A 24,427-nucleotide genomic window follows, 5' to 3' on the forward strand; every position below is an offset into this window, starting at 1 on the left:
AGCGTCCTTAGGCGTGCCTGAGGCTTTTTTGAGGTTTTCTTGAGGCGGAAAATCTCCCGTCATATCAAGAATCTGTGAGAACGGTGGGGCGGCTCGTGGCGATCGTGCGCAGCGGAGGAGCGAATGAACGCAGCGGTTCCTGAGGCGAATCTGCAGCCGGCGCGCTGGCGTTTCGGCGACGCCGAGCTGGACGAGTTCCGGCTCGAGGTCGTCCGCGGCGGCAACATCGTCGCCGTCGAGCCGAAGTCGCTGGAGCTGCTGCGCCTGTTCGTCCGCCATCCCGGCGAAGTCCTGACCAAGGACGAACTGATGGAGGCCGTCTGGCCGGGCCGCGTGCTCAGCGAATCGGTGCTCGCCCGCGCGATCTCGCTGCTGCGGCGCGCGATCGGCGACGGCGGCCAGAGCGTCATTCGCACGGTGCACGGCTACGGCTACCGCTTCGATGTCGCCGTCGAGCGCCTGACGCCGGTCCGGACCCAGTCGCCCGCCGTGCTGGCCCTGCAGCCGGGCGGGCAACCGCCGCTGCGCCCGAACTGGAAGCTCGTCGAACGCCTCGGCGAGGGCCGCAACGAAACCTGGCTGGTCGAGCACGACAAGACTCATGAGCGCCGCGTCATCAAGTTCGCCGGCGACGGCGCCGGCCTGTCGACGCTCAAGCGCGAGATCACCCTGCAGCGCCTGCTGACCGAGAGCCTCGGCGCGCGCGCCGCGCTCGTGCCGCTGCTCGACTGGAACCTGCAGCAGGCGCCCTACTTCATCGAAACCGAATGGTGTCCGGCCGGCAGCCTCGAAGCCTGGCTCGGCGCGCACCCCGGCATCGGCCTGGAGATCCGCCTCGAACTCGTCGCCCAGGCCGCCGAGGCGCTGGCCGCCGCGCACGCCGTCGGCGTGCTGCACAAGGACGTCAAGCCCGCCAACCTGCTGATCGTCGAGACCGCTGGCCGGCCGGCGATCCGGCTCGCCGACTTCGGCTCGGGCGCGCTCATCGACGACACCCGCCTGCAGGCGCTGGCGATCACCCGCCTCGGCCTGACCCGCGACCTTCGCGGCGGCGATCCCTCCGGCTCGCTGATGTACCTGGCGCCCGAGATCATCGCCGGCCAGCCGGCGACGCTGCGCAGCGACGTCTACGCGCTCGGCGTGCTGCTCTACCAGCTGATCGTCGGCGACCTGCGCCGCCCGCTGGCGCCCGGCTGGGAGCGCGACATCGCCGATCCGCTGCTGCGCGAGGATATCGCCGCCGCCGCCGAGCTCGACCCGGCCCGCCGCCTCGCCGACGCCAGCCAGCTCGCCGAGCGCCTGCGCGCGATCGACGGCCGCCGCCTGCAGCGCGAACGCGACCACGCCGAGGCGCAGCGCGCCGCGCGCACGCGCCGGCAGATCGAGCGCTGGCGCGCCCGGCGCGGCTGGGTGTTCGCCGCCTGCGGCGCGCTGGCGCTCGGCATGGCGCTGAGCACCGGCCTCTATGTCGCCGCGCGCCAGGCCCGCGATCAGGCCCGTCAGGCCGAGGCGTCCGCGTCCGCCGTCAACCAGTTCCTGCTCGACGACCTGCTCGCCGCCACCGATCCGCAGCTGTCGGGCCGGCCCGACATCACGGTCCGGGAGCTTCTGTCGGTCGCCGCCGAACGCGTCGGCGCGCGTTTCGCCGCGCAGCCGCTCGCCGAGGCGCGCGTGCGGCGCGCCCTCGGCAGCGCGCTGGACGGCCTCGGCGAGCCGGTCGCCGCCGGCGAGCAATTTCAGGCGGCCCAGGCCCTGGTCGAAGCCCACGCCGCCGAGCAGCCGCGCCTGGCCGCGCAGATCTATCTCGGCCTCGCCAGCCGGCTGCGCGCCGACGAGCAGCTGGCGCCGGCGCAGGCCGCGCTGCACGAGGCGCTGGCACTGGCGCGCTCCAGTCGTTCGCCCGAGCTCGAACTCGAGGCCCGCCTGGAGCTGGCCAAGTTCGGCCCGCCGGCCTCGACGCTCGAAACCGCCCTGAGCGAACTCGAGGCGCTGCGCGACGAAGCCCGCTCCCGGCTCGCCGCCGATCACCCGCTGCAGCTCAAGATCCTGCGTTCGCGGGCCACCACGCTCTGCGACCTCGGGCGCATCGAGGATTGCGAACGCAGCAGCGCGGAGGCGCTCGAGCTCAGCCTGCGCTTCTATCCCGCGACGCATCCCGAAGCCCTCATCTCGCGCTATGTCGCCGGCTCCGCCCTGCTCCTTTCCGGGCGCTACGCCGAAGCGCGCGTCAAGCTCGAATCCCTGCGAACGGACGCGCGCCTGGCGCTCGGGCCGCAGCACCAGATCAGTCTGCTGGTCGCACAGGCGCTCGGCATCGTCATGGACTACCAGAACGACGATGGCGCGGCGCTGGCGCTGATCGAGCAGACCCTCGCCGAACAGATCCGCGTGCTCGGCCCGCGGCACACGGACGTGCAGAGCACGCGCAATGCGCTGGCGAGCCTGTACAGCGATCTGGGCCGCGTCGAGGCCGCTGCCGCCCTGTATCGCGACGTCTACGACGTGCAGATCGCCAAGTTCGGCGCCGGCGACAGCTATTCGATGATCGCGGCGCAGAACTATGGCCGCATGCTGCAGGATCTGAACCGCTGGGACGACGCCCTGGCGGTGCAGCGCAGATTGTATGCGGACGCCCACGGCGCGCTGCCGCCGGACCACTGGCTGAACGCCGTCGCCGAATACTCGCTCGCGCGCACGCTCGGCAAGCTCGGCCAGCACGACGAAGCGGAGCGCCTGTTCGCGACCGCGATCGCGCGCCTGCGGCGCCTGCCGGACGTCGACCCCCGCTATCTGCAGCGTGCGCTGCAGCTGCAGGCCGAATGGCATGCCGGCCGATCCCTTCCTTCGCCCTCTCCAAAAATGACCGCACGGGCATGAGCACACCGAGCCCCGAACCGCATTTGCGTCCCGCGCGCTGGCGCTTCGGCGACACCGAACTCGACGAGTTCCGCCTCGAAATCCTGCATCGTGGCGAGCCGATCAACATCGAGTCGAAGTCGCTGGAACTGCTGCGTCTGTTCGTTCGCCATCCCGGCGAAGTCCTCACCAAGGACGAGCTGATGGAAGCGGTCTGGCCCGGCCGCGTGCTCAGCGAATCGGTGCTGTCGCGGGCGGTGTCGCTGCTGCGGCGCGCGATCGGCGATGCCGGGCAGAACCTGATCCGCACCGTGCATGGCTACGGCTACCGCTTCGACGCCTCGGTCGAGCGCCTGACCCCGGTGCAGACCCAGTCGCCGGCGGCCCTGCACCTGCAGGCCGGCGAACATCCGCCGCTGCGCCCGAACTGGCGCTTGCTGGAACGCCTGGGCCAGGGCCGCAACGAAACCTGGCTGGTCGAGCACGAGAAGACGCGCGAACGGCGGATCTTCAAGTTCGCCGGCGACGGCAGCGCCCTGTCCACGCTCAAGCGCGAAATCACCCTGCAGCGCCTGCTCTCCGAAAGTCTCGGCGAACAGGCCGCGCTGGCGGCGGTCCTCGACTGGAACCTGCAGCAGGCGCCGTACTTCATCGAGACCGCGTGGTATCCGAACGGCAGCCTGGAATCCTGGCTCGGCCAGCATCCGCAGACGCCGCTCGCGCAGCGCATCGAATTCGTCGCGCAGGCCGCGGCCGCGCTCGCCGCCGCGCATCGCGTCGGCATCCTGCACAAGGACGTCAAGCCGGCGAACCTGCTGGTCGCGGACGATCACGAGGGCCTGCGCATCCTGCTCGCCGACTTCGGCAGCGGACGCCTGATCGACGACACGCGCCTCGAAGCGCTGTCGATCACGCGCCTCGGCCTGACGCGCGACATCTCCGAGGACGATTCGTCCGGCTCGCTGCTTTACATCGCGCCCGAGCTGCTCGCCGGCCAGCCGGCGACGCTGAAGTCCGACATCTACGCGCTCGGCGTCCTGCTGTACCAGCTGGTCGTCGGCGATCTGCGCCGCCCGCTGGCGCCGGGCTGGGAACGCGACGTCAGCGACGAGCTGCTGCGCGAGGACATCGCCGCCGCCGCCGATCTCGATCCGGCGCGCCGCCTCGCCGACGCCTCCGAGCTGGAACGGCGTCTGCGCTCGCTCGAGCAGCGCCGGCAGCGGCGTACGCTCGAACGCGAATCCGCCGAGCGCGCCGAGGCGACGCGGCGGCAGATGGAACGCTGGCGCGCGCGGCGCGGCTGGATGATCGCCGCCTACGCCCTGCTGGTCGTCGGCCTGACGGCGAGCAGCACGCTCTACTACCTGGCGCGCAAGGCTCGTGACGCGGCGCGCGACGCCCAGGCGGAGACCGCGGCGATCAACGATTTCCTGCAGCACGATCTGCTCGACTCGGCGGACCCGCGCGCTACCGGGCGCAGCGACATGACCGTGCGCGAAGTCGTCGAAACGGCGGCGCGGCGCATCGGCGAACGTTTTGCCGACCGCCCGCAACTGCAGGCGCGCTTGCGCAGCACGCTCGGCTCGGTGTTCTCGGGCCTGGCGCAGGACGAGGCCGCGATCGAGCAGCTGCAGGCGGCGATCGCCCTGCTGCAGCCCGAGGACCGTTACCCTGAAACGCTGATCGACGCCCGGCTGCTGCTCGCCGACGTATACGCCAATCTCGATCGTTACGAGGAGAGCATTGCCGAGTACGAGGCGGCGCGGCGCCTGGCCGATCGCCACGGCCAGAAAGAACGCGCGCTCGAAACGCAGATCTTCGTCGCCGAGCTGCAGCGCGGCCTCGGCCAAGCCGAGCTCGGCCTGCGCCAGATCGAGGCACTGCGCCCGCAGGTGGCTCGGCTGGATCAGAAGTCCGAACTCGGCGTCCACTACGCGCGGATCCGCGCCAACCTCCTCGAGGAACTCGGCCGTCCGGAAGCCGACGAGGCTTATCAGACGGCGCTGCAGCGTTACGTGAGTGTGCTGGGCGCCGACGCCCCGGCAACGCTGACGCTGCGCGTTTCGGTCGGTGGTCGACTGGCCGGGCAGGGCCGCGACCAGGAGGCCCTAGCGATCCTCGATCCTCTGTATGCCGACATGCAGCGCATCTATGGTCCGACGCATCCGCAGACCCTGGTCACGGCCAATCAGCTCTCGCTCGCCCTTCAGCATCTGGGCCAGGTCGACCGGGCGATCGCGCTGCAGGAGTTCGCGTCGCGCGAGATCGTCGCCCGTTTCGGCGAGCTCGACGCCAGCGGCCTGCAGGTCCGCGCCAATCTGGCGACGCTCTACGCCCAAAAGGGCGAGCATCAGAAGGCCCTGGATCTCTACGGCAAGGTCTACGCGGGACAGGTGCAGGCCCTGGGCGAGGACCGCCGTGAAACGCTGATGACCGCGCACAACATCGCCCGCAGCCTGCAGGATCTCGGACGCTGGCAGGAAGCGCTGGCCTTGCAGCGCAAGACCTCGGCACTCGCGCACCGCGCGCTGACCGATGCGCACTACGTGACCTGGACCATCGACATCTCGCTGGCGCGCACGCTCGGCGCGCTCGGCCAGTACGCCGAGGCGCAGGCCCTGATGGACCGTGCGACGCAGAATCTCGAAAAACTGCTGGGCCGCGAGCACCGCCTCACGCAGCGCGGCTACAGCTACCAGAAGGAGCTGCGCGAGCGGTTGCAAAGCCGCACGGCGCCGCAATGAGCACGGCCGGCCGGCGGGGCGCGGCCGCGAAGCGCCGCTACGCGCGACGCTGCCAGACGAGGCTGCGATTGTTGGCCGGCATCGCCAGGTCGGCGAGTCGTTCGCAGCCGATGCCGCGCGCCAGCGCGTCGACCGCCTCGAGGTCGCGAAGGCCCATCTGCGCGCCGCGGGCCCTGAGCCATTCGTCGAACGCGGCATTGCTGTCGCTGGTGTAGCGCCCGCCCTCGTTGAACGGGCCGTAGACGACCAGACGACCGCCCGGGGCGAGCACGCCGGCGCCGAGACCGGCGAACAGCTGCTCGACTTCGGGCCAGGCCATGATGTGTAGCGTATTGGCGGTGAACACCGCGTCGTACGCCTGCGCCGGCCACGGGTCGCGCCCGATCTGCAGCGCGATCGGCGCCAGCACGTTCGGCAAGGCGGCTTCGTCGAGCCAGGCACGAATGCCCGCGTGCGCCTCGGCGCGCTCGGACGTCTGCCATTGCAGCTGCGGCAAGGCGGCGCCGAAGTGGACGGCGTGCTGCCCGGTGCCGCTGCCGATCTCGAGCACGCGACGGCGATCGGCGAAGTATTCACGCAGCACCGCGAGGATCGGGTCGCGGTTGCGCTCGCACGACGGCGCATGGGGTTTGTCGTTCATGCGCCGAGCTTTGCCGGAGCGGGCGCGCCTGGCAAGCCTTTACGCCGCGTGCGGCAGCCAGGCGGCAATGCGCTCGGCGACCCAGTCGGCGTCGTCGAGCGGCAGGTCGTGACCGGCACTCGGGTGTGCGGCGATCGGGCTGTTCCAGGCTTGTGCGAGTCGCTGCGAACAGCGCGGATCGACGAGCCGGTCGCCGAGGCCGACGAGCACGAACAGCCGCGTCGCCGGGGCGCGACGCGGCGCGCGAAAGCGGATCGCGGCATGCAGCTGGCGCAGCGCGTTGGCGCGCGTGACCGGGCAGGCGAGACGCCAGGCGACCCAGTCGTCGAGTACGCCGCGATGCTCGGCGCTGCGCGTCGTCGTCAGCCGCAGCACGGTCTCCTCGCCGCGACGGGGGTCCGCGCGCAGCAGCATGCCGAGAATGCGCGGATAGGCCGGCGGCCGCAGGCGCTGCCAGAACGGACTGAACGGCCGCAGGCTGGTATTGACGAGCACCGCGGCATCGAGCTCCTGCGGATGCGCCTGCGCCCACGCGGCGGCTACCATCGCGCCGAGCGACATCGCCAGCACGCGATACGGCGGCCGCAGGCCGCGGCGGCGCAACTCGTCCCGGCAGTAGGCGACCATGCCCTCGACGCGGTCCGGGCTGGCCTGCGCGTGCAGCACGCCGTTGCCCGGCAGATCGAGCGCGACGACCGGCGGGTGACCGAGGCGGGCCGCCAGCGTCCGCGGGAAATCGCCCCAGTGCCGGCTGTCGCGAATCAGGCCGCGCAGCAATATCCAGGGGGTGTCGTTCATGCGCGCAGCTTCGCATACCAGCGCGCCAGGGCCTGCGCCTGATGCGCAGCGCGCTCGCCGTCGCGCGGCAGCCAGCGCCGGTAGCCGATCGCCGCGCGCATGAAGAAATCGAGCAGCGCGATGTGGCGGCGCATCACCCGCTGCTGGCGATGCGCGATCAGCGGATTGAAGATGCCGTAGCGCGTGAACAGCTGGCGCGGGTTCTTCTTGACCCACAGCCACGAGCCCATTTCCAGCGTCAGCGGCAGGAAGGTCTGCGCCGGCTCGCGCAGCGCGCGCAGATAGAGGTGATCCCACAGATCGCCGTGCGTCAGGTACTGCAGGCTCTGCGGCTCGAACACGTAGCGATGGTGGGCGTGGCTGCTCGCGAAGATCGCGTTCAGCGCGTGCATCTCGGCCAGATGCGGAATCGGCTGACGGGTGTGCGCATACGGAAACCAGAGGCGATCGTCGACGCCGAAGCCGGAATGGCAGTCGATGGCGATCGCGAACGGCCGACCGAGCAGCTCCTGCTCGACCAGCGCGCACAGCGCCGCGCTTTCGGCTTCCATCGCCGCGCCGCTCGCGCCGCGATACCACGGCAGGCCGGCACTGAGGCGCTGTCCGCCGACCATGAACGGCACTGCCTCAGCCGCATCGACCGGCGCGTTGCGCATCAGGTCAACGCCACGCGGATTGGCGCGCGTGCCCAGCCACAGCCCGCCCGGATTGACGAGCGGCATGAAGACCAGGCGCACGTGTTCGAGCTGCTGATGCAGCGCAGCGTCCCAGGCCAGGCGCGAAACGAGACTGCGCAGATAGGCGATGACGACCTCGGCGCCGATGCGTTCGAGACCATGCACGCCACCGAAGAAGCCGACTGCCGGCAAGGCCGGGTCGGGATTGCCGAGCGTCAGCGCGTGCACCGGCAGGCGGCGCTCGCGGACCTCGATCTCGCAGAGCACGCGCGCCTGCAGCGTCGGCGGCGCCGCGTCGATCAGGCGCTGCAGTTCGGCCAGCTCGGCGGGAAGGGCGGACGTGAGGAGGGGCGGCATCGGCCGACGGATCTTGGCGCGCCGATATGTCATCCCTTTGACACGCGGCGGTCACGGGCGCCGCTGTCACGGGTACGCCATCGTCCCGTCACACGGCCTTGATACGGTCGCCGCCAGATATCCCGATCCCGGCCCGATCCGCGCCGGCAGGAGCCCGCCATGGCCCGTCTCGTCCGCAGAATGATGACCTCGACGCCCGTCACCCTCGGCGGCGCCGCCGTGCTCGGCGCGCTCGAATTCGTCGCCCTGCAGCGCTCGCGCGCGCTGGCCAAGCTGCAGCTGCGCTAGTAGGCCGGTCGCCGCGACCGGCGACCGCGCCTAGGCGCGCGCCGCCGGCACCGCCTCGGCCACGTCGACGATCGCGCGGCGGTTGACGACGCCGGCCGACACATGCCCCGTCGGCCCGGCGACGACGGCGGATTCGCAGTGCGAAACCTGATCGTCGAAAAAGAAATCCGGCTCGAACTCGCGCAGGAACGGCCCTTTCTGCAGTCCGCCGAGGAACATCGCCTCGTCGACCTCGATGCCCCAGTCCATCAGCGTGCGGATCGCACGCTCGTGCGCCGGCGCGCTGCGCGCGGTGACGAGCGCGGTGCGCAGCCGGATCGAGACCTTCTCTCCGGCCGCGCGCTGCAGCCGGTGCAGCGCTTCGAGCAGCGGCTTGAACGGACCCGGCGGCAGCGGCCGCGCCACATGCGCCGTTTCGTGCGCCTGGAAAGCATCGAGGCCGGCCGACTGATAGACCTGTTCGGCCTCGTCGGAGAACAGCACCGCGTCGCCGTCGAAGGCGATCCGCAATTCCTGCGGATGGCGCGCGGCGTCGACCAGCGAGGTCGAGAACACGCGCGCGGCCGGGAACTTCGAATCGAGCGCGCCGTGCACGTCGTCGGGATTGGCCGACAGGAACAGATGCGCGCCGAGCGGCTTCAGATAGCGATACGGCGCCTCGCCCTTGGTGAAGACGCCGCGCTGCAGGTTGAGCCCTTCCGCCTTCGCCGAGTTGAACACGCGCAGGCCGGAGACCGGATCGTTGCGCGACAGGATCACGACCTCGACGCGGTGCTCGCCGTCCTCGTTGAACGCGAGCAGCTTCTTGACCAGCGGAAACGCGACGCCGGGCCTCGCCGGCTGGTCGATGCGCTCCAGCTGCAGGCGCTCGTAGGCGCCGTCGCCCTGCTCGTCGAAGACGCGGTTCTCGGCCTCGAAATCGAACAGTGCGCGCGAGGACAAGGCGACGACCAGCTTGTTGTCGAGGGTGACGCCCATCGGCGGCTCCGGATTTTTCGATGCGCGCATTGTGCGACGAACCGGGCTCAGTTTCTGAGCCCCGCACCGCGTTAGATAGCGACGAACCCGATCCCGAGAGTGCCATGCCCCAGCCGACCCGCATCGCCAGAACGCCCGTCGGCGGCCGCTGCGCCGCGGTGATGGTCCGCCGCTACGGCCAGCGCCGCCGGCCGGCAGCTTCAGGCCAGCAGCATCTTGAGACCGACCACCGTCAGCAGCAGCGAAATCAGGCCGCGGATCAGGCGCTCGGGCGCGCGCGCCGCGGCCAGCGAGCCGAGCGCAATGCCGGGCACCGAGCCGACCAGCAGGGTGCCGAGCAGCGCGAAGTTGACGTTGCCGAGCAGCAGATGCCCGGACCCGGCCAGTAGCGTCAGCGGGATCGCATGCACGATATCGGTGCCGACCAGCGTGCTCGGCTTCATCCGCCGTGGGTACAGGTACAGCAGCAGCACGGCGCCGAGCGCGCCGGCGCCGATCGAGGTGAAGGTGACGAGAAAACCCAGGACCGCGCCGGCGGCCACGGTCGCGCCCGGCTGCATCGCCTTGAACGCGGCGGCGCGCTCGGCGCGCATCCGCTCGCCGATGCGGTGCACCGACTGGCGGAACACCGCGGCGATCGAGGTCAGCACCAGCACGAAGCCGAGCGTCTTCAGCATCAGGCCGTTGTGCGACGGGGCGCTGCCGCTCTGATGCAGCCACAGCAGGGTCAGCAGCGCGGCCGGAATGCTGCCGTAGAACATGCGGCGCAGGACCTGCCAGTCGACCGAGCCGCGCTTGCCGTGCACCCAGCCGCCGACGATCTTGGTGATCGCGGCGAACCACAGATCGGTGCCGACCGCCGTATGCGGCGCGACGCCGAACAGCAGCACCATGATCGGCGTCATCAGCGCGCCGCCGCCGACGCCGGTCAGTCCGACCAGCACCCCGACGCCGAATCCGGCCAGTACGTTAATCCAGTCGAGCACCGCAAGCTCACTATCGCCGCGCCACTGCACGGCGGATCGAGAAGGAGGAATAACTGCGCAAGCGCTTCATTCTATGGGAAACGTCGAGCGGTCCGCACGCCTGTGTGGAAACCACCCGGGCGCCGGGATCGTTCGCGCCTGACGATGGTCTAAGCTAGCGTCATGCAGCACTCGCTTCCCCTCGCCGCCCGCCGGACCGCCAGCGAAGGTCCGCTCGCGGGCCTGTTCCATCCGGCCGTCGCCGACTGGTTCGGTGCGGCGTTCGGCGAGCCGACCGCCGTCCAGCGCCAGGCCTGGCAGGTCACGACGCAGCGCCGCGACGCGCTGATCACCGCGCCGACCGGCTCGGGCAAGACGCTGGCCGCCTTCCTCGCGGCGATCAACGAGCTGGTCGCCGAAGGCGTCGAGCAGGGCCTGCCGGACGAAACGCAGGTGCTGTACATCTCGCCGCTGAAGGCGCTGTCGAACGACATTCAAAAGAACCTCGAAGCGCCGCTCGCCGGCATCGCCGCGCGGGCGCGCGATCTGGGCCTCGGCGAGCTGGCGATCCGCACCGCGGTGCGCACCGGCGACACCTCCAGCTTCGAGCGCGAGCGCATGAAGAAGGTGCCGCCGCACATTCTCGTGACGACGCCGGAATCGCTGTTCATCCTGCTCAGCTCGGATGCCGGGCGCGGCATGCTCGGCAAGGTCCGCACCGTGATCGTCGACGAGCTGCACGCGGTCGCCGGCACCAAGCGCGGCGCGCATCTGGCGCTGACGCTGGAGCGGCTCGACGCGCTGTGCGAGCGCGCGCCGCTGCGCATCGGCCTGTCGGCGACGCAGAAGCCGATCGAGCTGATGGCGCAGATGCTGCTCGGCGCCCGCGCCGCGCAGTGCGCGATCGTCGACGCCGGCCACAAGCGCGAGCGCGATCTCGCGCTGGAAGTGCCGCTCGCGCCGCTGACGCCGGTGATGGCCAACGAGGTCTGGGGCGAGGTCTACGACCGCCTCGCGGCGCTGATCGCGGAACACCGCACGACGCTGATTTTCGTCAACCAGCGCCGCCTGGCCGAACGCATCGCTCATCATCTCGCCGAGCGCATCGGCGCCGAACACGTCACCGCGCATCACGGCAGCCTCGCCAAGGAACACCGCCTGCGCGCCGAGCAGCGCCTCAAGGCCGGCGAGCTGAAGGCGCTGGTCGCGACCGCCTCGCTCGAACTCGGCATCGACATCGGCGACATCGACCTGGTCTGCCAGATCGGCTCGCCGCGCGGCATCAACGCCTTCCTGCAGCGCGTCGGTCGCGCCGGCCACGCCGTGCGCGCGGTGCCGAAGGGCCGGCTGTTTCCGGTCTCGCTCGACGATCTCGTCGAATGCGTGGCGCTGCTCGACTGCGTGCAGCGCGGCGAGCTCGACCGCGCGACGATCGTGCCGGCGCCGCTCGACGTGCTCGCGCAGCAGATCGTCGCCGAGGTCGCCTGCCAGGACTGGCCGCTCGACGCGCTGTACGCGCGCTTCGCCCGCGCGCTGCCGTACCGCGAGCTGACGCCGGAACGCTTCGAGGAAGTCGTGCGCATGCTCGCCGACGGATATGCCACGCGGCGCGGCCGCCGCGGCGCGCTGCTGCACTACGATCAGGTCAACCGCCGCCTGCGCGGCCGGCGCGGCGCCAAGCTGACCGCGGTCACCAACGCCGGCACGATCCCCGATCAGTTCGATTCCGAAGTCGTGCTCGCGCCGGAAGACCTGCGCATCGGCACGCTGAACGAGGACTTCGCGTTCGAATCGCTGCCCGGCGACATCTTCCAGCTCGGCAACGCCTCGTACCGCATTCTCAAGATCGAGACCGGCCGCGTCATCGTCGAGGACGCCAAGGGCCAGCCACCGAACCTGCCGTTCTGGCTCGGCGAAGCGCCGGGCCGCAGCGACGAGCTGTCGGTCGCCGTCTCGCGCCTGCGCGCCCGCGCCGACGCGGCGCTCGCCGACGGCGTCGACGCCTGCGCGCAGTGGCTGGTCCGCGATCTCGGCCTGTCCGGCGGCGCCGCGGTGCAGCTCGCGCAGTACCTGCATGCCGCCAAGACCGCGCTCGGCCTGCTGCCGACGCGCGAGAAGATCGTCTTCGAACGCTTCTTCGACGAGGTCGGCGACACGCATTTCGTGATTCACGCGCCGCTCGGCTCGCGGATCATGCGCGCCTGGGGCCTGGCCCTGCGCAAGCGCTTCTGCCGCCAGTTCAACTTCGAACTGCAGGCCGCCGCGCTCGAGGATTCGCTGGTGCTCTCGCTCGGTCCCACGCACAGCTTTCCGCTCGAAGACGTCGCGCACTACCTGCATTCGAACAGCGCGCAGGACGTGCTCGTGCAGGCGGTCCTGCAGGCGCCGATGTTCGGCACGCGCTGGCGCTGGGCGGCGTCGGTCGCGCTCGCCGTGGCGCGCAACCGCAACGGCCGGCGCGTGCCGCCGCAGTTCCAGCGCTCCGACGCCGAGGACCTGCTGACGCACGCCTTCCCGGACGCGGTCGCCTGCCAGGACAACCTGCCCGGTGACCGCGAGGTGCCGGACCATCCGCTCGTGCACCAGACGCTGGACGACTGCCTGCACGAGCTGATGGACGTCGACGGTTTTCTCGCGCTGCTGCGCCGGCTCGAATCGGGCGCCGTCGAGATCGTCTGCCGCGACCTCACGGCGCCCTCGCCCTTGTCGGAGGCGATCCTCAGCGCCAAGCCCTATGCCTTTCTCGACGACGGCGCCGCCGAGGAACGCCGCACGCTGGCGGTGAAGAGCCGCAGCAGCCTCGAACCGCAGACCGTCACCGATCTCGGCCGCCTCGATCCGGCGGCGATCGAGCGTGTGCGCGACGAGTTGCGCCCCGACCCGCTCAACGAGGACGAGCTGCACGATGCGCTGGTCGTGCACGGCTTCCTCGCCGACGGTGAGGTGCGTCCCTGGGCGGCGATGCTGAAGAACCTGGTGGCGGCGCGGCGCGTCGCGCGCCTGCGGCCGGCCGGCAACGGCGAGGCCCTGTGGGTCGCCGCCGAACGCCTGCGCGAACTCGGCACCGTGCTGCCCGACGCCGCCGTCGACGGCGACGCGCCGCTGCTCGGCGCACCGCTCGAACGCGAGGCCGCAATGCGCGAGCTGCTGCGCAGCCGCCTCGAAGGCCTCGGCCCGATCAGCGCCGACGAACTGGCGCGGCCGCTCGGCGTCGAGCCGGCGGAAATCGAGCTGGCGTTGCTCGCGCTCGAACAGCAGGGCTTCGTGATGCGCGGCGCGTTCACGCCGGAGGCGGTCGCCGCCGACGCCGTCGAATGGTGCGAGCGGCGGCGCCTGGCGCGCATTCACCGCTACACGCGCGACCGCAAGCGCGCCGAGTTCGCGCCGGTCTCGCCGGCCGCGCTGATGCGCTTCCTGCTGAGCTGGCAGGGCCTCGCCGGCGGCGAACAGCGCGAAGGCCCGGTCGCGCTCGAAGCGGTACTCGCGCAGCTGGAAGGTTTTCCGATCGCGGCCAGCGCCTGGGAAAGCGAGATCCTGCCGGCGCGCCTGCGCTGGTACGAGCCGCACTGGCTCGACCAGCTGTGCGCGACCGGACGCGTGCTCTGGCAACGCCTGCCGAGCGGCGCCGGCGAGGCGCGCAAGAACGCGCCGGTGCGCGCGACGCCGATCGTGCTGCTGTCGCGCGAGCACGCCGCCTACTGGCAGGCCGCTCCCGACACCGATCCGGATCTGTCGGGCCCCGCGCGCGCCGTGCTCGACGCGCTGCGCACGCACGGCGCGTCGTTCTTCGTCGATCTGGTCGACGACACCGCCCGCCTGCGCAGCGAAGTCGAAGCCGCGCTCGGCGAGCTGGTCAGCCACGGTCTGGTCACCGCCGACGGCTTCGCCGGCCTGCGCGCGCTGGTCGCGCCGGCCGAGATCAAGGCGCGACGACTGCGGCGCGGCGGCCTGCGCGCCGCCTTCGAGAACCTCGAAGGCGCCGGGCGCTGGAGCCTGGTGCGCGCGCGGCGCGCCGAGGCCGGCGCCACCGGCGGCGCCGACGTCGAGCACGTCGCGCGCGTGCTGCTGAAGCGCTACGGCGTCGTCTTCCGCAAGCTCGTCGAACGCGAGCCGCAGCTGCCGCCGTGGCGCGAGCTGTTCTACGTGCTGCGCCGGCTCGAGGCGCGCGGCGAGATTCGCGGCGGCCGCTTCGTCAACGGCTTCGCCGGCGAACAGTTCGCGCTGCCGGAGGCGGCGGCGAGCCTGGCGCGCCAGCGCGAGGACCGCGACGGCGCGCTGGTCGTGGTGTCCGGCTGCGATCCGCTGAACCTCACCGGCCTGATCATGCCCGGCGAGCGCGTGCCGGCGCTGCCCGCCAACCGCGTGCTGCTGCGCGGCGGCGTGCCGGTCGCCAGTCTGGTCGGCGGCAACGTGAAGATGCTCGCCGACGCCGATCCGGCCCTGCAGTGGGAATGGCGCAATCGCCTGCTGCGGCGCGGCGGCGGAACGCCGCCGGACGCGCCCGACGAGGACGACGGACAGCAGGCGCAGGCCTGATGCCGCGGCATTTCAGCGCGGCGACCGATACGGTCATCGCCGCCAGCCTGCGCGATCACGCCGACTGGCGCCGCGGCCGCATCGACTATGCGGTCTGGCTGATCGATGCCCACGACGCGCCGCTGCGCGCGCGCCTGGCGATGCTGCGCGCGCGGCTCGGCGATCTGTGGCTGCCGCAGCAGCGCGCACCGCATCTCACGCTGCATGTCTGCGGCTTCGTCGCCGAGCGCACCGTGCACGACGACGATTGTCCGCGCGCCGCGCTCGCCGCCCAGCACGCGGCCTTGCAGGCGCTGGCGCCGCCGCCGTTCGAGCTGACGATCGGCGGCCTCGACAGTTTCGATTCGGCCGCATTCCTGGCGGTCGACGATGCGCAGCACGCGCTGCCGCCGCTGCGCGCCGCGCTCGACGCGGTGCGGCCCGAAATCCGCTTCGCGCCCTATGTGCCGCATCTGACGCTGGGCCTGTACGCGCAGGCCTGGCGCAAGGACGAGATCCGGCGCCGCCATGCCGCGCTGCCGGCGCTGCCGCCGCTGCGCCTGCGCGTCTCCGCGCTGCGCCTCGCCGGCTACGACGCGCGCGATCCCGACAGTCCGCTGCGCACGCTGGTGCGGCTGCCGCTGCACGAGCGCACGCAGGCCGGCGCCGCGTCGCCCTGAGCCGGGCGCAAGACCGCCGGAGACGGGCCTGACCGCGATCAATGCAAGCCGCGGCCGCGGTCGCGAGACTGCCCGTTCTCCCCCCGACTCGGAGCCGCACCGTGAAAGCACTCGTCTACCAGGGACCGGGCCGCATGGCCTGGCAGGACAAGCCCATGCCATCCGTCGACAAGCCGACCGATGCGCTGGTGCGCATCACGCACACGACGATCTGCGGCACCGATCTGCACATCCTCAAGGGCGACGTGCCGGCGGTGACGCCGGGCCGCACGCTCGGCCACGAGGGCGTCGGCGTCGTCGAGGAGGTCGGCGGCGCGGTTTCGAACTTCAAGAAGGGCGACCGCGTGCTGATCTCCTGCATCACGTCCTGCGGCCGCTGCCCGGCGTGCAAGAAGCAGCTTTATTCGCATTGCGAGGACGGCGGCTGGATTCTCGGCCACCTGATCGACGGCACGCAGGCCGAGTACGTGCGCATTCCGCACGCCGACAACAGCCTCTATCCGCTGCCCGCCGGCGGCGACGAGGAAGCGCTGGTCATGCTCAGCGACATCCTGCCGACCGGTTTCGAGATCGGCGTGCTCAACGGCCAGGTCAAGCCGGGCGACACCATCGCGATCGTCGGCGCCGGCCCGATCGGCATGGCGACGCTGCTGACCTCGAAGTTCTACGCGCCGGCCCGCATCATCATGGTCGACACCGACGCCAACCGCCTGCAGACCGCCCAGACTTTCGGCGCGACCGATCTGGTCGACGCCAGCGACGGCAAGGCTGCCGAGAAGATCCTGGCGCTGACCGGCGGACGCGGCGTCGATGTCGCGATCGAGGCGGTCGGCGTGGCGGCGACCTTCGACGTCTGCCAGCAGATCGTCGCCGCCGGCGGCCACATCGCCAACGTCGGCGTGCACGGCAAGAGCGTCGAGCTGCATCTCGAACAGCTGTGGATCAAGAACATCACGCTGACCACCGGCCTGGTCAACACCAACACCACGCCGATGCTGCTGCAAACCGTGCAGGCCGGCACCGTCGCGCCGGCCGCGCTGGTCACGCACCGTTTCGCGCTCGACGACATCGAGCAGGCTTACCGGGTATTCGGCAACGCGGCCAAGGAAAAGGCGCTGAAGGTCGTCCTCAAGGCCTGAGGATGGCGCAGCGCGGTCGGGCCGGCGCCGTCGCTCAGCGCCGGCCCGACTGTTCGAGCAGCCAGTCGCGCAGCGCGTGCACCGCGTCGATCTGCGGATGGTCGGCGCGCCAGACGAAGAAGTACGACGACGGGTCCGGCACGCAAAGATCGAGCAGCTGCACGAGGCGACCGCTGCGCAGTTCGCCCTCGGCGAACACGCGGCGGGCGAGCGCGACGCCGAGACCGGCGGCGGCGGCGTCGAGCAGGACCGCCGAATCGGTGAACACCGGGCCGCGCTTCGGCTCGCGCAGCTCGGCGCCGGCAGCGTGCAGCCACGGTTCCCACGGCACCCAGGGATTGCGCAGCAGCGTGCAGTCGGCCAGCTCGGCGAGCGTCTTCGGCAGATCGCCGCCGCGGTAGTGCGGCGCGCAGACCGGCAGCAGTTCGTCGCCCATCAGGCGCACCTGCTGCACTTCGGGCCAGCCGCCGGTGCCGTAGCGAATCGCCGCATCCGCCTCGCCGGCAGCAAGGTCGGCGAGCCCGGCGCGCACGTCGAGACACAGATCGATATCCGGCCGCTGCTCGATGAAGCTCGCCAGCCGCGGCACCAGCCAGCGGCTGGCCAGCGAGGACAGCACGCTGAGCGTCAGCGTCAGATGTTCGCTGCGGCCGGCGCGCTCGAAACCGCGCTCGAGCAGGGCCAGCGCCTGGCGCACCTTCACGACCAGCAGACGGCCGTGCTCGGTCGGCACCATGCGGTTGCCTTCACGCTCGAACAGACGCAGGTTCAGACGCTCCTCGAGCGTGGCGACGTGATGGCTGATCGCGCCGTGCGTCAGCGCCAGCTCGCGGGCCGCGCGCGTGTACGACTGGTGGCGCACGGCGGCCTCGAAGGCCTGCAGGGTGGCGAGCGGCGGCAGTCGGGTCGTCATGGCGCCAGTGTACGGCGCGCCTGCGCCACGCTGTGAATTCGGCTCACAACCGGCGGCAAAACGCATCGATTCCCTCGCCGCGTCGGTCGGCTCACACTGCGCGCCCTCGATGAACCCGCCGGACCCGACCATGCCGCACTACCGCCTCTACTACGCCCCGGGCGCCTGTTCGCTGGCGCCGCATATCGCGCTCGAGGAAATCCAGATGGCCGGGCTCGCCGACTACGCGACGACGCGCCTGCTGCTGCCGGCTGGCGATCAGCGCAAGTCGGAATTCCTGGCCGTGAATCCGCGCGGACACGTGCCGGTCCTCGGCTTCCGCCTCGACGGCCAGGCGCAGACGCTGACCGAGAACCTGGCGATCCTGCGCTTTCTCGCCGAGCAGCATCCGCAGGCGCGGCTGTGGCCGGCCGACACGCTCGGCGCCGCGCGCGCCTCGGAGTGGCTGTCGTGGCTGGCGACCGACGTGCACGCCCATGCCTTCATGCAGGTCTTCTACCCCGCGCGCTACGCGGCCGAAGCCGGCGCGCAGGCCGCCGTTGAAGCCAGCGGCCGCGCGCTGCTGACGCGCTACTGGTCCGATCTCGAAGCGCGCCTGCCGCAAGCCGTGCTCGATGCCGGCGCCGACGAGCCGGCCTACGCGCTCGGCGCGTTCAGCGTCGTCGACGCCTACCTGATCGCCTTCTACCGCTGGGCCAAGCGCTACGGCTTCGCCCCGCACGAGCGCTATCCGCGCTGGACCGCGCTGACGCAGCGCACGCTGGCGCGCGAAAGCGTGCGCCGCGCGTTCGCCGAGGAACGCATCAGCCTCGACGATCCGCTGCCGGCGCGGCCGGCTCCCACCCTTCAGGAGAACGCCGCATGAGCGACACCCTGACCTCCGCCGAGGCGGACTACCGGCGCGGCTTCGCGGCGACGTTCGGCGCCTTCCTGATCTGGGGCCTGCTGCCGCTGTACCTCAAGCAGCTGCACGACACCGGCGCGCTGCAGATCATGGCGCACCGCGTGGTCTGGGCCTGCCTGTTCGTGTTCGGCTATCTGGCGCTGCGCGGCGAGCTCGGCAAGGTCGGCGCGGCGCTGCGCGATCACCGGACGCGCCTGAAGCTCGCCGCGTCAGCCCTGCTGGTCAGCGGCAACTGGCTGCTCTACGTCTGGGCCGTCACCAACGGTCATGTCATCGAATCCAGCCTCGGCTACTTCATCAACCCGCTGGTCAGCGTGCTGCTCGGCGTCTTCGTGCTGCGCGAAAAGCTCAACCGCGCGCAGTGGCTCGCGGTCGCCATCGCCACGCTCGGCGTCGCCTGGCTGACCTGGCAGGTCGGGCGCCTGCCGTGGATCGCGCTGGGTCTGGCGGCGAGCTTCGGCGCCTACGGCCTGATCCGCAAGATGGTGGTCGTCGACTCGGTCGCCGGCCTCGGCGTCGAGACGCTGCTGGTCGCGCCGCTGATGCTCGCCTATCTGGTCTGGTGCACTTACGCCGGCACGCTGAGCTTCGGCGCCCACGACCGCCTGCTCGACGCGCTGCTGATCGCCAGCGGCGCGGTGACGGCGATCCCGCTGGTGATGTTCGCCTACGGCGTGCGCCGCGTGCCGCTGTCGACGGTCGGCCTGATGCAGTACGTCGGCCCGACGCTGCAGCTGCTGACCGGCATCTTCGTCTTCCACGAAGCGTTCACGGCCGAGCGCATGCTCGGCTTCGCGATGATCTGGGCGGCGCTGTTCGTGTTCGCCGGCGAAGGCCTGTGGCGGGCGCACCGCGCGCGGCCGCGGCTGGCCACCGCCTGAGCGGCGCGGCGATGCGCAAGGCCCCGCCCGCCGCCGCGCAGCACTGCATCATCCGCTGCCACACGGTGCACGCCGAGTACGAGCCGGAGTTCCTCGCCGCGTACTGCGCCGACGGCGCCTGGGCGGCGCTGTTCCGGCGCGGCGACGGCTATCTCGGCCGCGAGCTGCGGGCCTTGCCGGACGGTCGCTACCGCAGCGTCGACCGCTGGCGCTCGCAAGCCGACTGGGAGCGCTTCCTCGCCCGTCATGCCGCCGCCTGCGCGCTGCTCGACGCCGCCTGCGCCGCCTTCATTCTCGACCAACGACCGGAGTCGCCCTGATGGACCCGCTGAGCCGGCAGAGCAGCACCGCCCGACGCGACTGGACGCTGATGCTCGTCGCCGCGACCATCCTCACGCTGACGATGGGCGTGCGCCAGTCGCTGGGCCTGTTCGTCGCGCCGATCCACGCCAGCACCGGCATCGGCATCGTCGGCATCAGCTTCGCGCTGGCGATCGGCCAGCTGATGTGGGGCGTCGCGCAGCCGCTGTTCGGCCTGGTCGCCGACCGCCGCGGCTCGGTCGGCGTGGTCCAGCTCGGCGGGCTGATGCTCGCCGCCGGCCTGGTGCTGACGCCGCTGCTGCCGAGCGCCTTCGGCCTGACGCTCGGCCTCGGCGTGCTGGCCGCGGCCGGCGCCGGCGCCGGCAGCTTCTCGATCCTGATCGGCGCCACCGCGCGCCAGCTGGCGCCCGAGCGCCGCGCCTTTGCCGCCGGCTTCATCAACGCCGGCGGCTCGTTCGGCCAGTTCCTGTTCGCGCCGCTGGCGCAGGCGATCATCAGCGTCGCCGGCTGGGCCGCGAGTCTCTACGCGCTGGCCGCGGCGAGCCTGCTGTCGCTGCCGCTGGCGCGATGGCTGCGCGGCGCGCCGGCCGACGATGCGGTCGCGGCGGCACATCACGGGCCCGGACTGCGCGCCGAACTGCGCCGCGCGTTCGGCGAGCGCAGCTACTGGTTCCTGCACGCCGGCTTCTTCACCTGCGGCCTGCATATCGCCTTTCTCACCACGCACCTGCCCGGCGAGGTCCAGCTTTGCGGACTGCCGGCCAGCGTCTCGTCGATCTCGCTCGGCCTGATCGGCCTGTTCAACATCGCCGGCAGCCTGTTCGCCGGCAGCCTCGCGCAGCGCTGGCCGATGAAGTGGGTGCTGTCCGGCGTCTACGCGAGCCGCGCGCTGATGATCGCGCTGTATCTGGTCGCACCGCGCACGCCGCTGACCTTCTACGTGTTCGCCGCCGGCCTCGGCTTCAGCTGGCTGGCGACGGTGCCGCCGACCGCGGGCCTGGTCGGCCAGCTGTTCGGCACGCGCTATCTCGGCACGCTGTTCGGCCTGACCGTGCTCAGCCACCAGATCGGTGGCTTCTTCGGCGCCTGGCTCGGCGGCCTGACGCTGGCGCGCTTCGGCGACTACGGCTGGATGTGGTACGCCGACATCGCCTTCGCGCTGGCCGCAGCGCTGATCACGCTGCCGGTGCGCGAAGCGCCGCCGCGCCTGCAGCCGGCCTGAAGCGGCGCCACGCGCCGGCTCAGACGAGGCGCTGCACGGTCCAGAGCAGTGCCAGCGCGGCGATCGCCAGCGAGCCGGGCACGACGACGAGGCGGCGATAGGAACTGCGCTGGCGCAGCCAGCCGGTCAGCAGCAGCGCCAGCGCGACGACGCTGAGCTGGCCGAGCTCGACGCCGACGTTGAAGCTGACGAGCGCGCCGAGGAAGTTCTGCTGCGGCAGGCCGAGTTCGCGCAGCGCGGCGGCGAAGCCGAGGCCGTGCAGCAGGCCGAACGCGAAGACGATCACCGCGCGCCAGACGCTGACGCGCACGAACAGCAGGTTCTCGATCGCGATCCAGGCGATCGACAGCGCGATCGCCGGCTCGACGATGGCCGCCGGCACGCGCAGCGCGCCGAAGCTCGACAGGATCAGCGTCACCGAGTGCGCCAGCGTGAAACTCGTCACCAGCATCAGCAGCGTGCGCAAATTGCGCGTGCCCAGATACAGGCCGACGACGAACAACACGTGGTCGAGGCCTTTCGGCAGGATGTGCAGGAACCCGAAGCGCAGGTACTCGAACGCCGTCGTCCAGCCGGCGCGGCGCGTGTCCGCGTCGCTCGTCGCCGGCGCCCCCGGCGGCGGCGCCTGCAGCAGGAATTTCGGGCTCTGCTGGCCGGCGACCAGCCAGCGCGTCATCTTGCGTCCGTCCGCGGCGTGCAGCGTCAGCGCGATCGGCTCCTCGAACGCGAACGCAGTATCGAAGCGCGCGAGCACGCGCCCCGGCGCACCGGCCGCGAGCGGCGGCAGGACGCCGCGCAACTGCAGGCCGGTCATCGGCCAGTTCACCGGATTGCGGAACTCGGCCTCGCTCTGCTGCGGCAGCGTCACCGCGACCGGCGTCAGCGACAGCGGCACGCCGTCGACCTGCAGCTGCATCGCCCCGACCAGCCGGCCGAACAAGGCGGCGAGCCGCGGCTCGCGCAGCGGCTCGGTGGCGCGGCTCAGCGCGTAGTAGTCACCGGGGCCGCCGGCCTCGCGCGTGAGGTCGATCGAGACCGCGACCTCGATCTCGCCGCCGGCGGCGAAGTCGACATCGATGCGCGTCATGTTCAGCAAGTGCGCCGACGCCGGCAGCGCCGCGCCGCCGAGCAGCAGCGCGACCAGCAAGGCGGCGAAACGCCTCACGGCGCCGGGGCCCGCGCTACCAGACGACGGCGTGCGTTTCGCCGGTCGTCACGTTGACGAAGCCGCCCGGATTGCCCTCGTACGGCGCGACCAGCTGCCACTTCCACGGCGACGCGGTCAGGAACGCGAAGCGCATGCGCTCCGGCAAGCCCGGCGCACCGATCCAGTCCATCGCGTCGGCCGCCTCGTGCAGCGCTTCCATCTCGGCGGCGACTTCGTCGACCGGCCGCGAGGTCATCAGGCCGCCGACGTCGAGCCGGACCTTGGCGACGACCTTGCCGCCGCTGACCAGCGCCCAGCCGCCGTGCAGCTCGGCGATCGTGTTGACGGCGAGCGCCATCGCCGCGTCGTCGTTGCCGGCGACCCAGATGTTGTGCAGATCGTGCGACTGCGAGCTGGCGAGCGCCGAACCCGGCGTCTTCGGCCCCACGTTGCGCCAGAACATCTTCGACACCGACGGCGTGCTGCCGCCCTTGCCGTGATAGCGGTCGACGACCGCGACCTTGATGATGCCCTGCGCCGGATCGGCGACGACGCTGCCGTCGGCCTGCACCGGCAGCGTCGAGGTGATGAAGTCCGGCTCGAACCAGAACGGTTCGAGCAGTGCGACGTCGACCTGCTGACGGCCCGCCGGCGCCTTGACGACGAAGTCCTCGGCCTTCAGTGCACGGCCGATGTTGATCGTGTTGTAGATCCAGTCCGGATACTCGATCTTCGGAATCGGCAGCAGGTACTCGGTGCCCTTCGAGGCCAGCCGGCCGTTGGCGAACACGCGCGTGATCGCGACTTTCTTCGGATCGGACAACAGCACCACGTCGGCGTAGCGGCCGGGCGCGATCGAGCCGAAGCGGTCTTCGAGATGGTAGTGGCGCGCGGTGTTGTAGCTGCCGAGCTGGTAGGCGATCTCGACCGGCACGCCGGACTCGATCGCGGTGCGGATGTTGTAGTCCATCGAGCCGAGCTGCAGCGTCGCGTGCACGTCGCGGTCGTCGGTCGTCACCGAGACGTTCGACCAGTCCTGCAGGCCGTGCTCGATCAGGAACGGGAACAGCGTGCGCATCAGATCGACGCGCGCCTCGATGAAGACGCCGCGGCGCAGCTTGTCGAGGCCTTCCTGCGGCAGCCGCGCCTCGTGGTCGGACGACAGGCCGGCGGCGGCGAAGGCATTGATCTCGTCGGGCTTGATCAGGCCCGAGCCGTGGCCCTCGACGATGCCGCGATGCGCCATCGTCGCGTCGATCATTTCCCAGATGCGCTGGCGGCCGCCTTCGGCCCTGGCGTTCGGCGGCGCGTTGACCGCCGGCCAGTCCATGACCTCGCCGAGCGAGATCACGCGCTCCGGATTCTGCGTCATGAAGTCCGACATTTCGCGGTAGCCGTAGTAGCCGCCGCCGAACTCGTAGATCGTCGGCGGCGTCGCCGAGCCGATCGACGCGAAGATCTTCAGCGGGCTGCCGGCCTTCTCGGCGCGCAGCCAGAAGTCGACGTTGTGAGTGCCGACGACGTTGGAGATTTCGTGCGAGTCCTCGATCGTCCAGGTGTTGCCGCGCGGAATCACCAGCGCCGCTTCGTACTCCGGCGTCAGATACGAGCTCTCGATGTGCTTGTGCGATTCGCCGAAGCCCGGCACCGCAAACTCGCCGCTGGCGTCGACCACCTCGCCCGCCTGGCCCGGCCAGGTGCCGGCAGCGCCGACCCAGGCGATGCGCTCGCCGGCGATGACGATGTCCTGGTTCGGCAGCCACTCGCGCGTGAACACATCGAGCACGGTCGCGCCGCGGATGATGCGATCGGCCGGCTCGCGGCCGAGCGCGACCTGCACCAGATGCTGGCGGATCTGCACTTCGGGGCTGAAGCTGTGCGCCTTTTCGGGCACCGAGGCTGGCGCCGGCGACGCGTCCTTGGCCTTGCAGCCGGCCAGCGCCAGCAGCGCCGCCGCCGTCATCGACACCGCCCAAACCGCGCCACGCCTGCGTTTCATGCCTTCGCTCCCGGGAGTTCGCCGCGACTCAAGGCCGGGCGCTGCCCGGCGTGGGGAGCAGAACAGCAAATTGCATACCATCGAAAATCGGATTGTCGACAGCCGTACCGTCGTAAGCTTCCCCGTCAAGGCGACAGTTCAAACCCAGAGCTTCTGGCGGCTTGAGCGTACTCGATCGGCGTGAGATCGCCGAGCGAGTCATGGGGTCTTTGCTCGTTGTATTCCAGCATCCACCAGTAGACCGCTTCGCGGACGTCGTCGAGCCTGGAAAAGAGGTGCTGGTCCAGCAGTTCGTTGCGCAGCGTGCGGTTGAAGCGTTCGATGTAGGCGTTCTGGTTGGGCTTTCCGGGCTGGATGTACTGGATCGCCATGCCGGCCGCCTTGGCCCATTGCGTGAAGACTT

The 24,427-nt window shown here is 71.1% G+C and carries 19 protein-coding genes; 10 read left to right on the forward strand and 9 right to left on the reverse strand.

Features of this window, described 5'->3' with window-relative positions:
- Positions 1-123 precede the first annotated feature (123 nt).
- Both H149_RS22335 and H149_RS0115690 read left to right on the forward strand, forming a co-directional pair.
- Positions 124-2,877: a protein kinase domain-containing protein gene (locus H149_RS22335; protein WP_020650720.1), complete on the forward strand. Its 2,754-nt coding sequence runs from the start codon at positions 124-126 to the stop codon at positions 2,875-2,877.
- A complete protein-coding gene (locus tag H149_RS0115690; protein ID WP_026353224.1) occupies positions 2,874-5,600 on the forward strand; it encodes a tetratricopeptide repeat protein in 2,727 nt (908 codons plus the stop codon). Before H149_RS22335 ends, H149_RS0115690 begins: the two co-directional genes overlap by 4 nt.
- Before the next feature lie 37 nt (positions 5,601-5,637).
- Here the strand turns inward: H149_RS0115690 and H149_RS0115695 are convergent, their stop codons facing one another.
- From H149_RS0115695 to H149_RS0115705, 3 genes are read right to left on the reverse strand one after another with little or no spacing between them, the layout of a single operon-like run.
- Positions 5,638-6,240 carry a DUF938 domain-containing protein gene (locus H149_RS0115695; RefSeq protein ID WP_020650721.1) on the reverse strand — a complete coding sequence of 201 codons (603 nt, stop codon included), beginning with the start codon at positions 6,238-6,240 and terminating at the stop codon, positions 5,638-5,640.
- Between the two features lie 39 nt (positions 6,241-6,279).
- The gene (locus tag H149_RS0115700) at positions 6,280-7,038 is read right to left on the reverse strand and encodes an alpha/beta fold hydrolase (protein ID WP_026353225.1); all 759 of its coding nucleotides are present in this window, start codon (positions 7,036-7,038) and stop codon (positions 6,280-6,282) included.
- Positions 7,035-8,072: a M14 family zinc carboxypeptidase gene (locus tag H149_RS0115705; RefSeq protein ID WP_020650723.1), complete on the reverse strand. Its 1,038-nt coding sequence runs from the start codon at positions 8,070-8,072 to the stop codon at positions 7,035-7,037. The genes H149_RS0115700 and H149_RS0115705 overlap by 4 nt, the downstream gene beginning before the upstream one ends.
- 159 nt (positions 8,073-8,231) lie before the next feature.
- Between H149_RS0115705 and H149_RS24250 the strand changes: the two genes are divergently transcribed.
- On the forward strand, positions 8,232-8,360 hold the full coding sequence (locus H149_RS24250) for a hypothetical protein (RefSeq protein ID WP_281167595.1): 129 nt from the start codon (positions 8,232-8,234) through the stop codon (positions 8,358-8,360).
- Between the two features lie 30 nt (positions 8,361-8,390).
- On the opposite strand, the gene H149_RS0115715 is transcribed toward H149_RS24250, so the two are convergent.
- Positions 8,391-9,338 (reverse strand): 5'-nucleotidase, encoded by a 948-nt coding sequence (locus tag H149_RS0115715; RefSeq protein WP_020650725.1) that lies wholly within the window; start codon positions 9,336-9,338, stop codon positions 8,391-8,393.
- Between the two features lie 200 nt (positions 9,339-9,538).
- Positions 9,539-10,324, reverse strand: coding sequence for a sulfite exporter TauE/SafE family protein (locus H149_RS0115720; RefSeq protein ID WP_026353226.1), 786 nt, complete (start codon positions 10,322-10,324; stop codon positions 9,539-9,541).
- Between the two features lie 162 nt (positions 10,325-10,486).
- Between H149_RS0115720 and H149_RS0115725 the strand changes: the two genes are divergently transcribed.
- From H149_RS0115725 to H149_RS0115735, 3 genes are all read left to right on the forward strand, one after another.
- The gene (locus tag H149_RS0115725; RefSeq protein WP_020650727.1) at positions 10,487-14,839 is read left to right on the forward strand and encodes a DEAD/DEAH box helicase; all 4,353 of its coding nucleotides are present in this window, start codon (positions 10,487-10,489) and stop codon (positions 14,837-14,839) included.
- On the forward strand, positions 14,839-15,498 hold the full coding sequence (locus tag H149_RS21310; RefSeq protein WP_020650728.1) for a 2'-5' RNA ligase family protein: 660 nt from the start codon (positions 14,839-14,841) through the stop codon (positions 15,496-15,498). The genes H149_RS0115725 and H149_RS21310 overlap by 1 nt, the downstream gene beginning before the upstream one ends.
- A gap of 101 nt (positions 15,499-15,599) precedes the next feature.
- A complete protein-coding gene (locus H149_RS0115735; protein ID WP_026353227.1) occupies positions 15,600-16,637 on the forward strand; it encodes a zinc-dependent alcohol dehydrogenase family protein in 1,038 nt (345 codons plus the stop codon).
- A 34-nt stretch (positions 16,638-16,671) separates the two neighbouring features.
- On the opposite strand, the gene gcvA is transcribed toward H149_RS0115735, so the two are convergent.
- Positions 16,672-17,550, reverse strand: a complete 879-nt coding sequence (gcvA, locus tag H149_RS0115740; protein ID WP_020650730.1) for a transcriptional regulator GcvA — start codon at positions 17,548-17,550, stop codon at positions 16,672-16,674.
- A 130-nt stretch (positions 17,551-17,680) separates the two neighbouring features.
- Between gcvA and H149_RS21315 the strand changes: the two genes are divergently transcribed.
- Genes H149_RS21315 through H149_RS0115760 form a run of 4 tightly spaced genes read left to right on the forward strand, consistent with a single transcriptional unit; the run spans position 17,681 to position 20,878 of the window.
- Positions 17,681-18,415, forward strand: a complete 735-nt coding sequence (locus tag H149_RS21315) for a glutathione S-transferase family protein (protein WP_154654856.1) — start codon at positions 17,681-17,683, stop codon at positions 18,413-18,415.
- Positions 18,412-19,335: an EamA family transporter RarD gene (gene rarD, locus H149_RS0115750; protein ID WP_020650732.1), complete on the forward strand. Its 924-nt coding sequence runs from the start codon at positions 18,412-18,414 to the stop codon at positions 19,333-19,335. Before H149_RS21315 ends, rarD begins: the two co-directional genes overlap by 4 nt.
- Positions 19,336-19,346: 11 nt before the next feature.
- Positions 19,347-19,655, forward strand: a complete 309-nt coding sequence (locus H149_RS0115755) for a hypothetical protein (protein WP_154654857.1) — start codon at positions 19,347-19,349, stop codon at positions 19,653-19,655.
- Positions 19,655-20,878, forward strand: coding sequence for an MFS transporter (locus H149_RS0115760; protein ID WP_020650734.1), 1,224 nt, complete (start codon positions 19,655-19,657; stop codon positions 20,876-20,878). The genes H149_RS0115755 and H149_RS0115760 overlap by 1 nt, the downstream gene beginning before the upstream one ends.
- Before the next feature lie 19 nt (positions 20,879-20,897).
- On the opposite strand, the gene H149_RS21320 is transcribed toward H149_RS0115760, so the two are convergent.
- From H149_RS21320 to H149_RS0115775, 3 genes are all read right to left on the reverse strand, one after another.
- Positions 20,898-22,043, reverse strand: a complete 1,146-nt coding sequence (locus tag H149_RS21320; protein ID WP_154654858.1) for a HupE/UreJ family protein — start codon at positions 22,041-22,043, stop codon at positions 20,898-20,900.
- 16 nt (positions 22,044-22,059) lie between these two features.
- The gene (locus H149_RS0115770) at positions 22,060-24,024 is read right to left on the reverse strand and encodes an adenine deaminase (RefSeq protein WP_211213618.1); all 1,965 of its coding nucleotides are present in this window, start codon (positions 24,022-24,024) and stop codon (positions 22,060-22,062) included.
- Positions 24,025-24,149: 125 nt separating this feature from the next.
- Positions 24,150-24,427 (reverse strand): integrase core domain-containing protein (locus H149_RS0115775; RefSeq protein ID WP_020650737.1); only part of this gene is annotated, 278 nt, incomplete at its 5' end.

It is taken from the genome of Solimonas variicoloris DSM 15731 (genome assembly GCF_000382285.1).
Taxonomy (GTDB): Bacteria; Pseudomonadota; Gammaproteobacteria; order Nevskiales; family Nevskiaceae; genus Solimonas; species Solimonas variicoloris.

What these genes read in the sequence shown, in the direction of transcription:
- H149_RS22335 (WP_020650720.1), top strand. Translation starts at nt 124, where the DNA reads ATGAACGCAGCGGTTCCTGAGGCGAATCTGCAGCCGGCGCGCTGGCGT.
- H149_RS0115690 (WP_026353224.1), top strand. Translation starts at nt 2,874, where the DNA reads ATGAGCACACCGAGCCCCGAACCGCATTTGCGTCCCGCGCGCTGGCGC.
- H149_RS0115695 (WP_020650721.1), bottom strand. Translation starts at nt 6,240, where the DNA reads ATGAACGACAAACCCCATGCGCCGTCGTGCGAGCGCAACCGCGACCCG.
- H149_RS0115700 (WP_026353225.1), bottom strand. Translation starts at nt 7,038, where the DNA reads ATGAACGACACCCCCTGGATATTGCTGCGCGGCCTGATTCGCGACAGC.
- H149_RS0115705 (WP_020650723.1), bottom strand. Translation starts at nt 8,072, where the DNA reads ATGCCGCCCCTCCTCACGTCCGCCCTTCCCGCCGAGCTGGCCGAACTG.
- H149_RS24250 (WP_281167595.1), top strand. Translation starts at nt 8,232, where the DNA reads ATGGCCCGTCTCGTCCGCAGAATGATGACCTCGACGCCCGTCACCCTC.
- H149_RS0115715 (WP_020650725.1), bottom strand. Translation starts at nt 9,338, where the DNA reads ATGGGCGTCACCCTCGACAACAAGCTGGTCGTCGCCTTGTCCTCGCGC.
- H149_RS0115725 (WP_020650727.1), top strand. Translation starts at nt 10,487, where the DNA reads ATGCAGCACTCGCTTCCCCTCGCCGCCCGCCGGACCGCCAGCGAAGGT.
- H149_RS21310 (WP_020650728.1), top strand. Translation starts at nt 14,839, where the DNA reads ATGCCGCGGCATTTCAGCGCGGCGACCGATACGGTCATCGCCGCCAGC.
- gcvA (WP_020650730.1), bottom strand. Translation starts at nt 17,550, where the DNA reads ATGACGACCCGACTGCCGCCGCTCGCCACCCTGCAGGCCTTCGAGGCC.
- H149_RS21315 (WP_154654856.1), top strand. Translation starts at nt 17,681, where the DNA reads ATGCCGCACTACCGCCTCTACTACGCCCCGGGCGCCTGTTCGCTGGCG.
- rarD (WP_020650732.1), top strand. Translation starts at nt 18,412, where the DNA reads ATGAGCGACACCCTGACCTCCGCCGAGGCGGACTACCGGCGCGGCTTC.
- H149_RS0115755 (WP_154654857.1), top strand. Translation starts at nt 19,347, where the DNA reads ATGCGCAAGGCCCCGCCCGCCGCCGCGCAGCACTGCATCATCCGCTGC.
- H149_RS0115760 (WP_020650734.1), top strand. Translation starts at nt 19,655, where the DNA reads ATGGACCCGCTGAGCCGGCAGAGCAGCACCGCCCGACGCGACTGGACG.
- H149_RS0115770 (WP_211213618.1), bottom strand. Translation starts at nt 24,024, where the DNA reads ATGAAACGCAGGCGTGGCGCGGTTTGGGCGGTGTCGATGACGGCGGCG.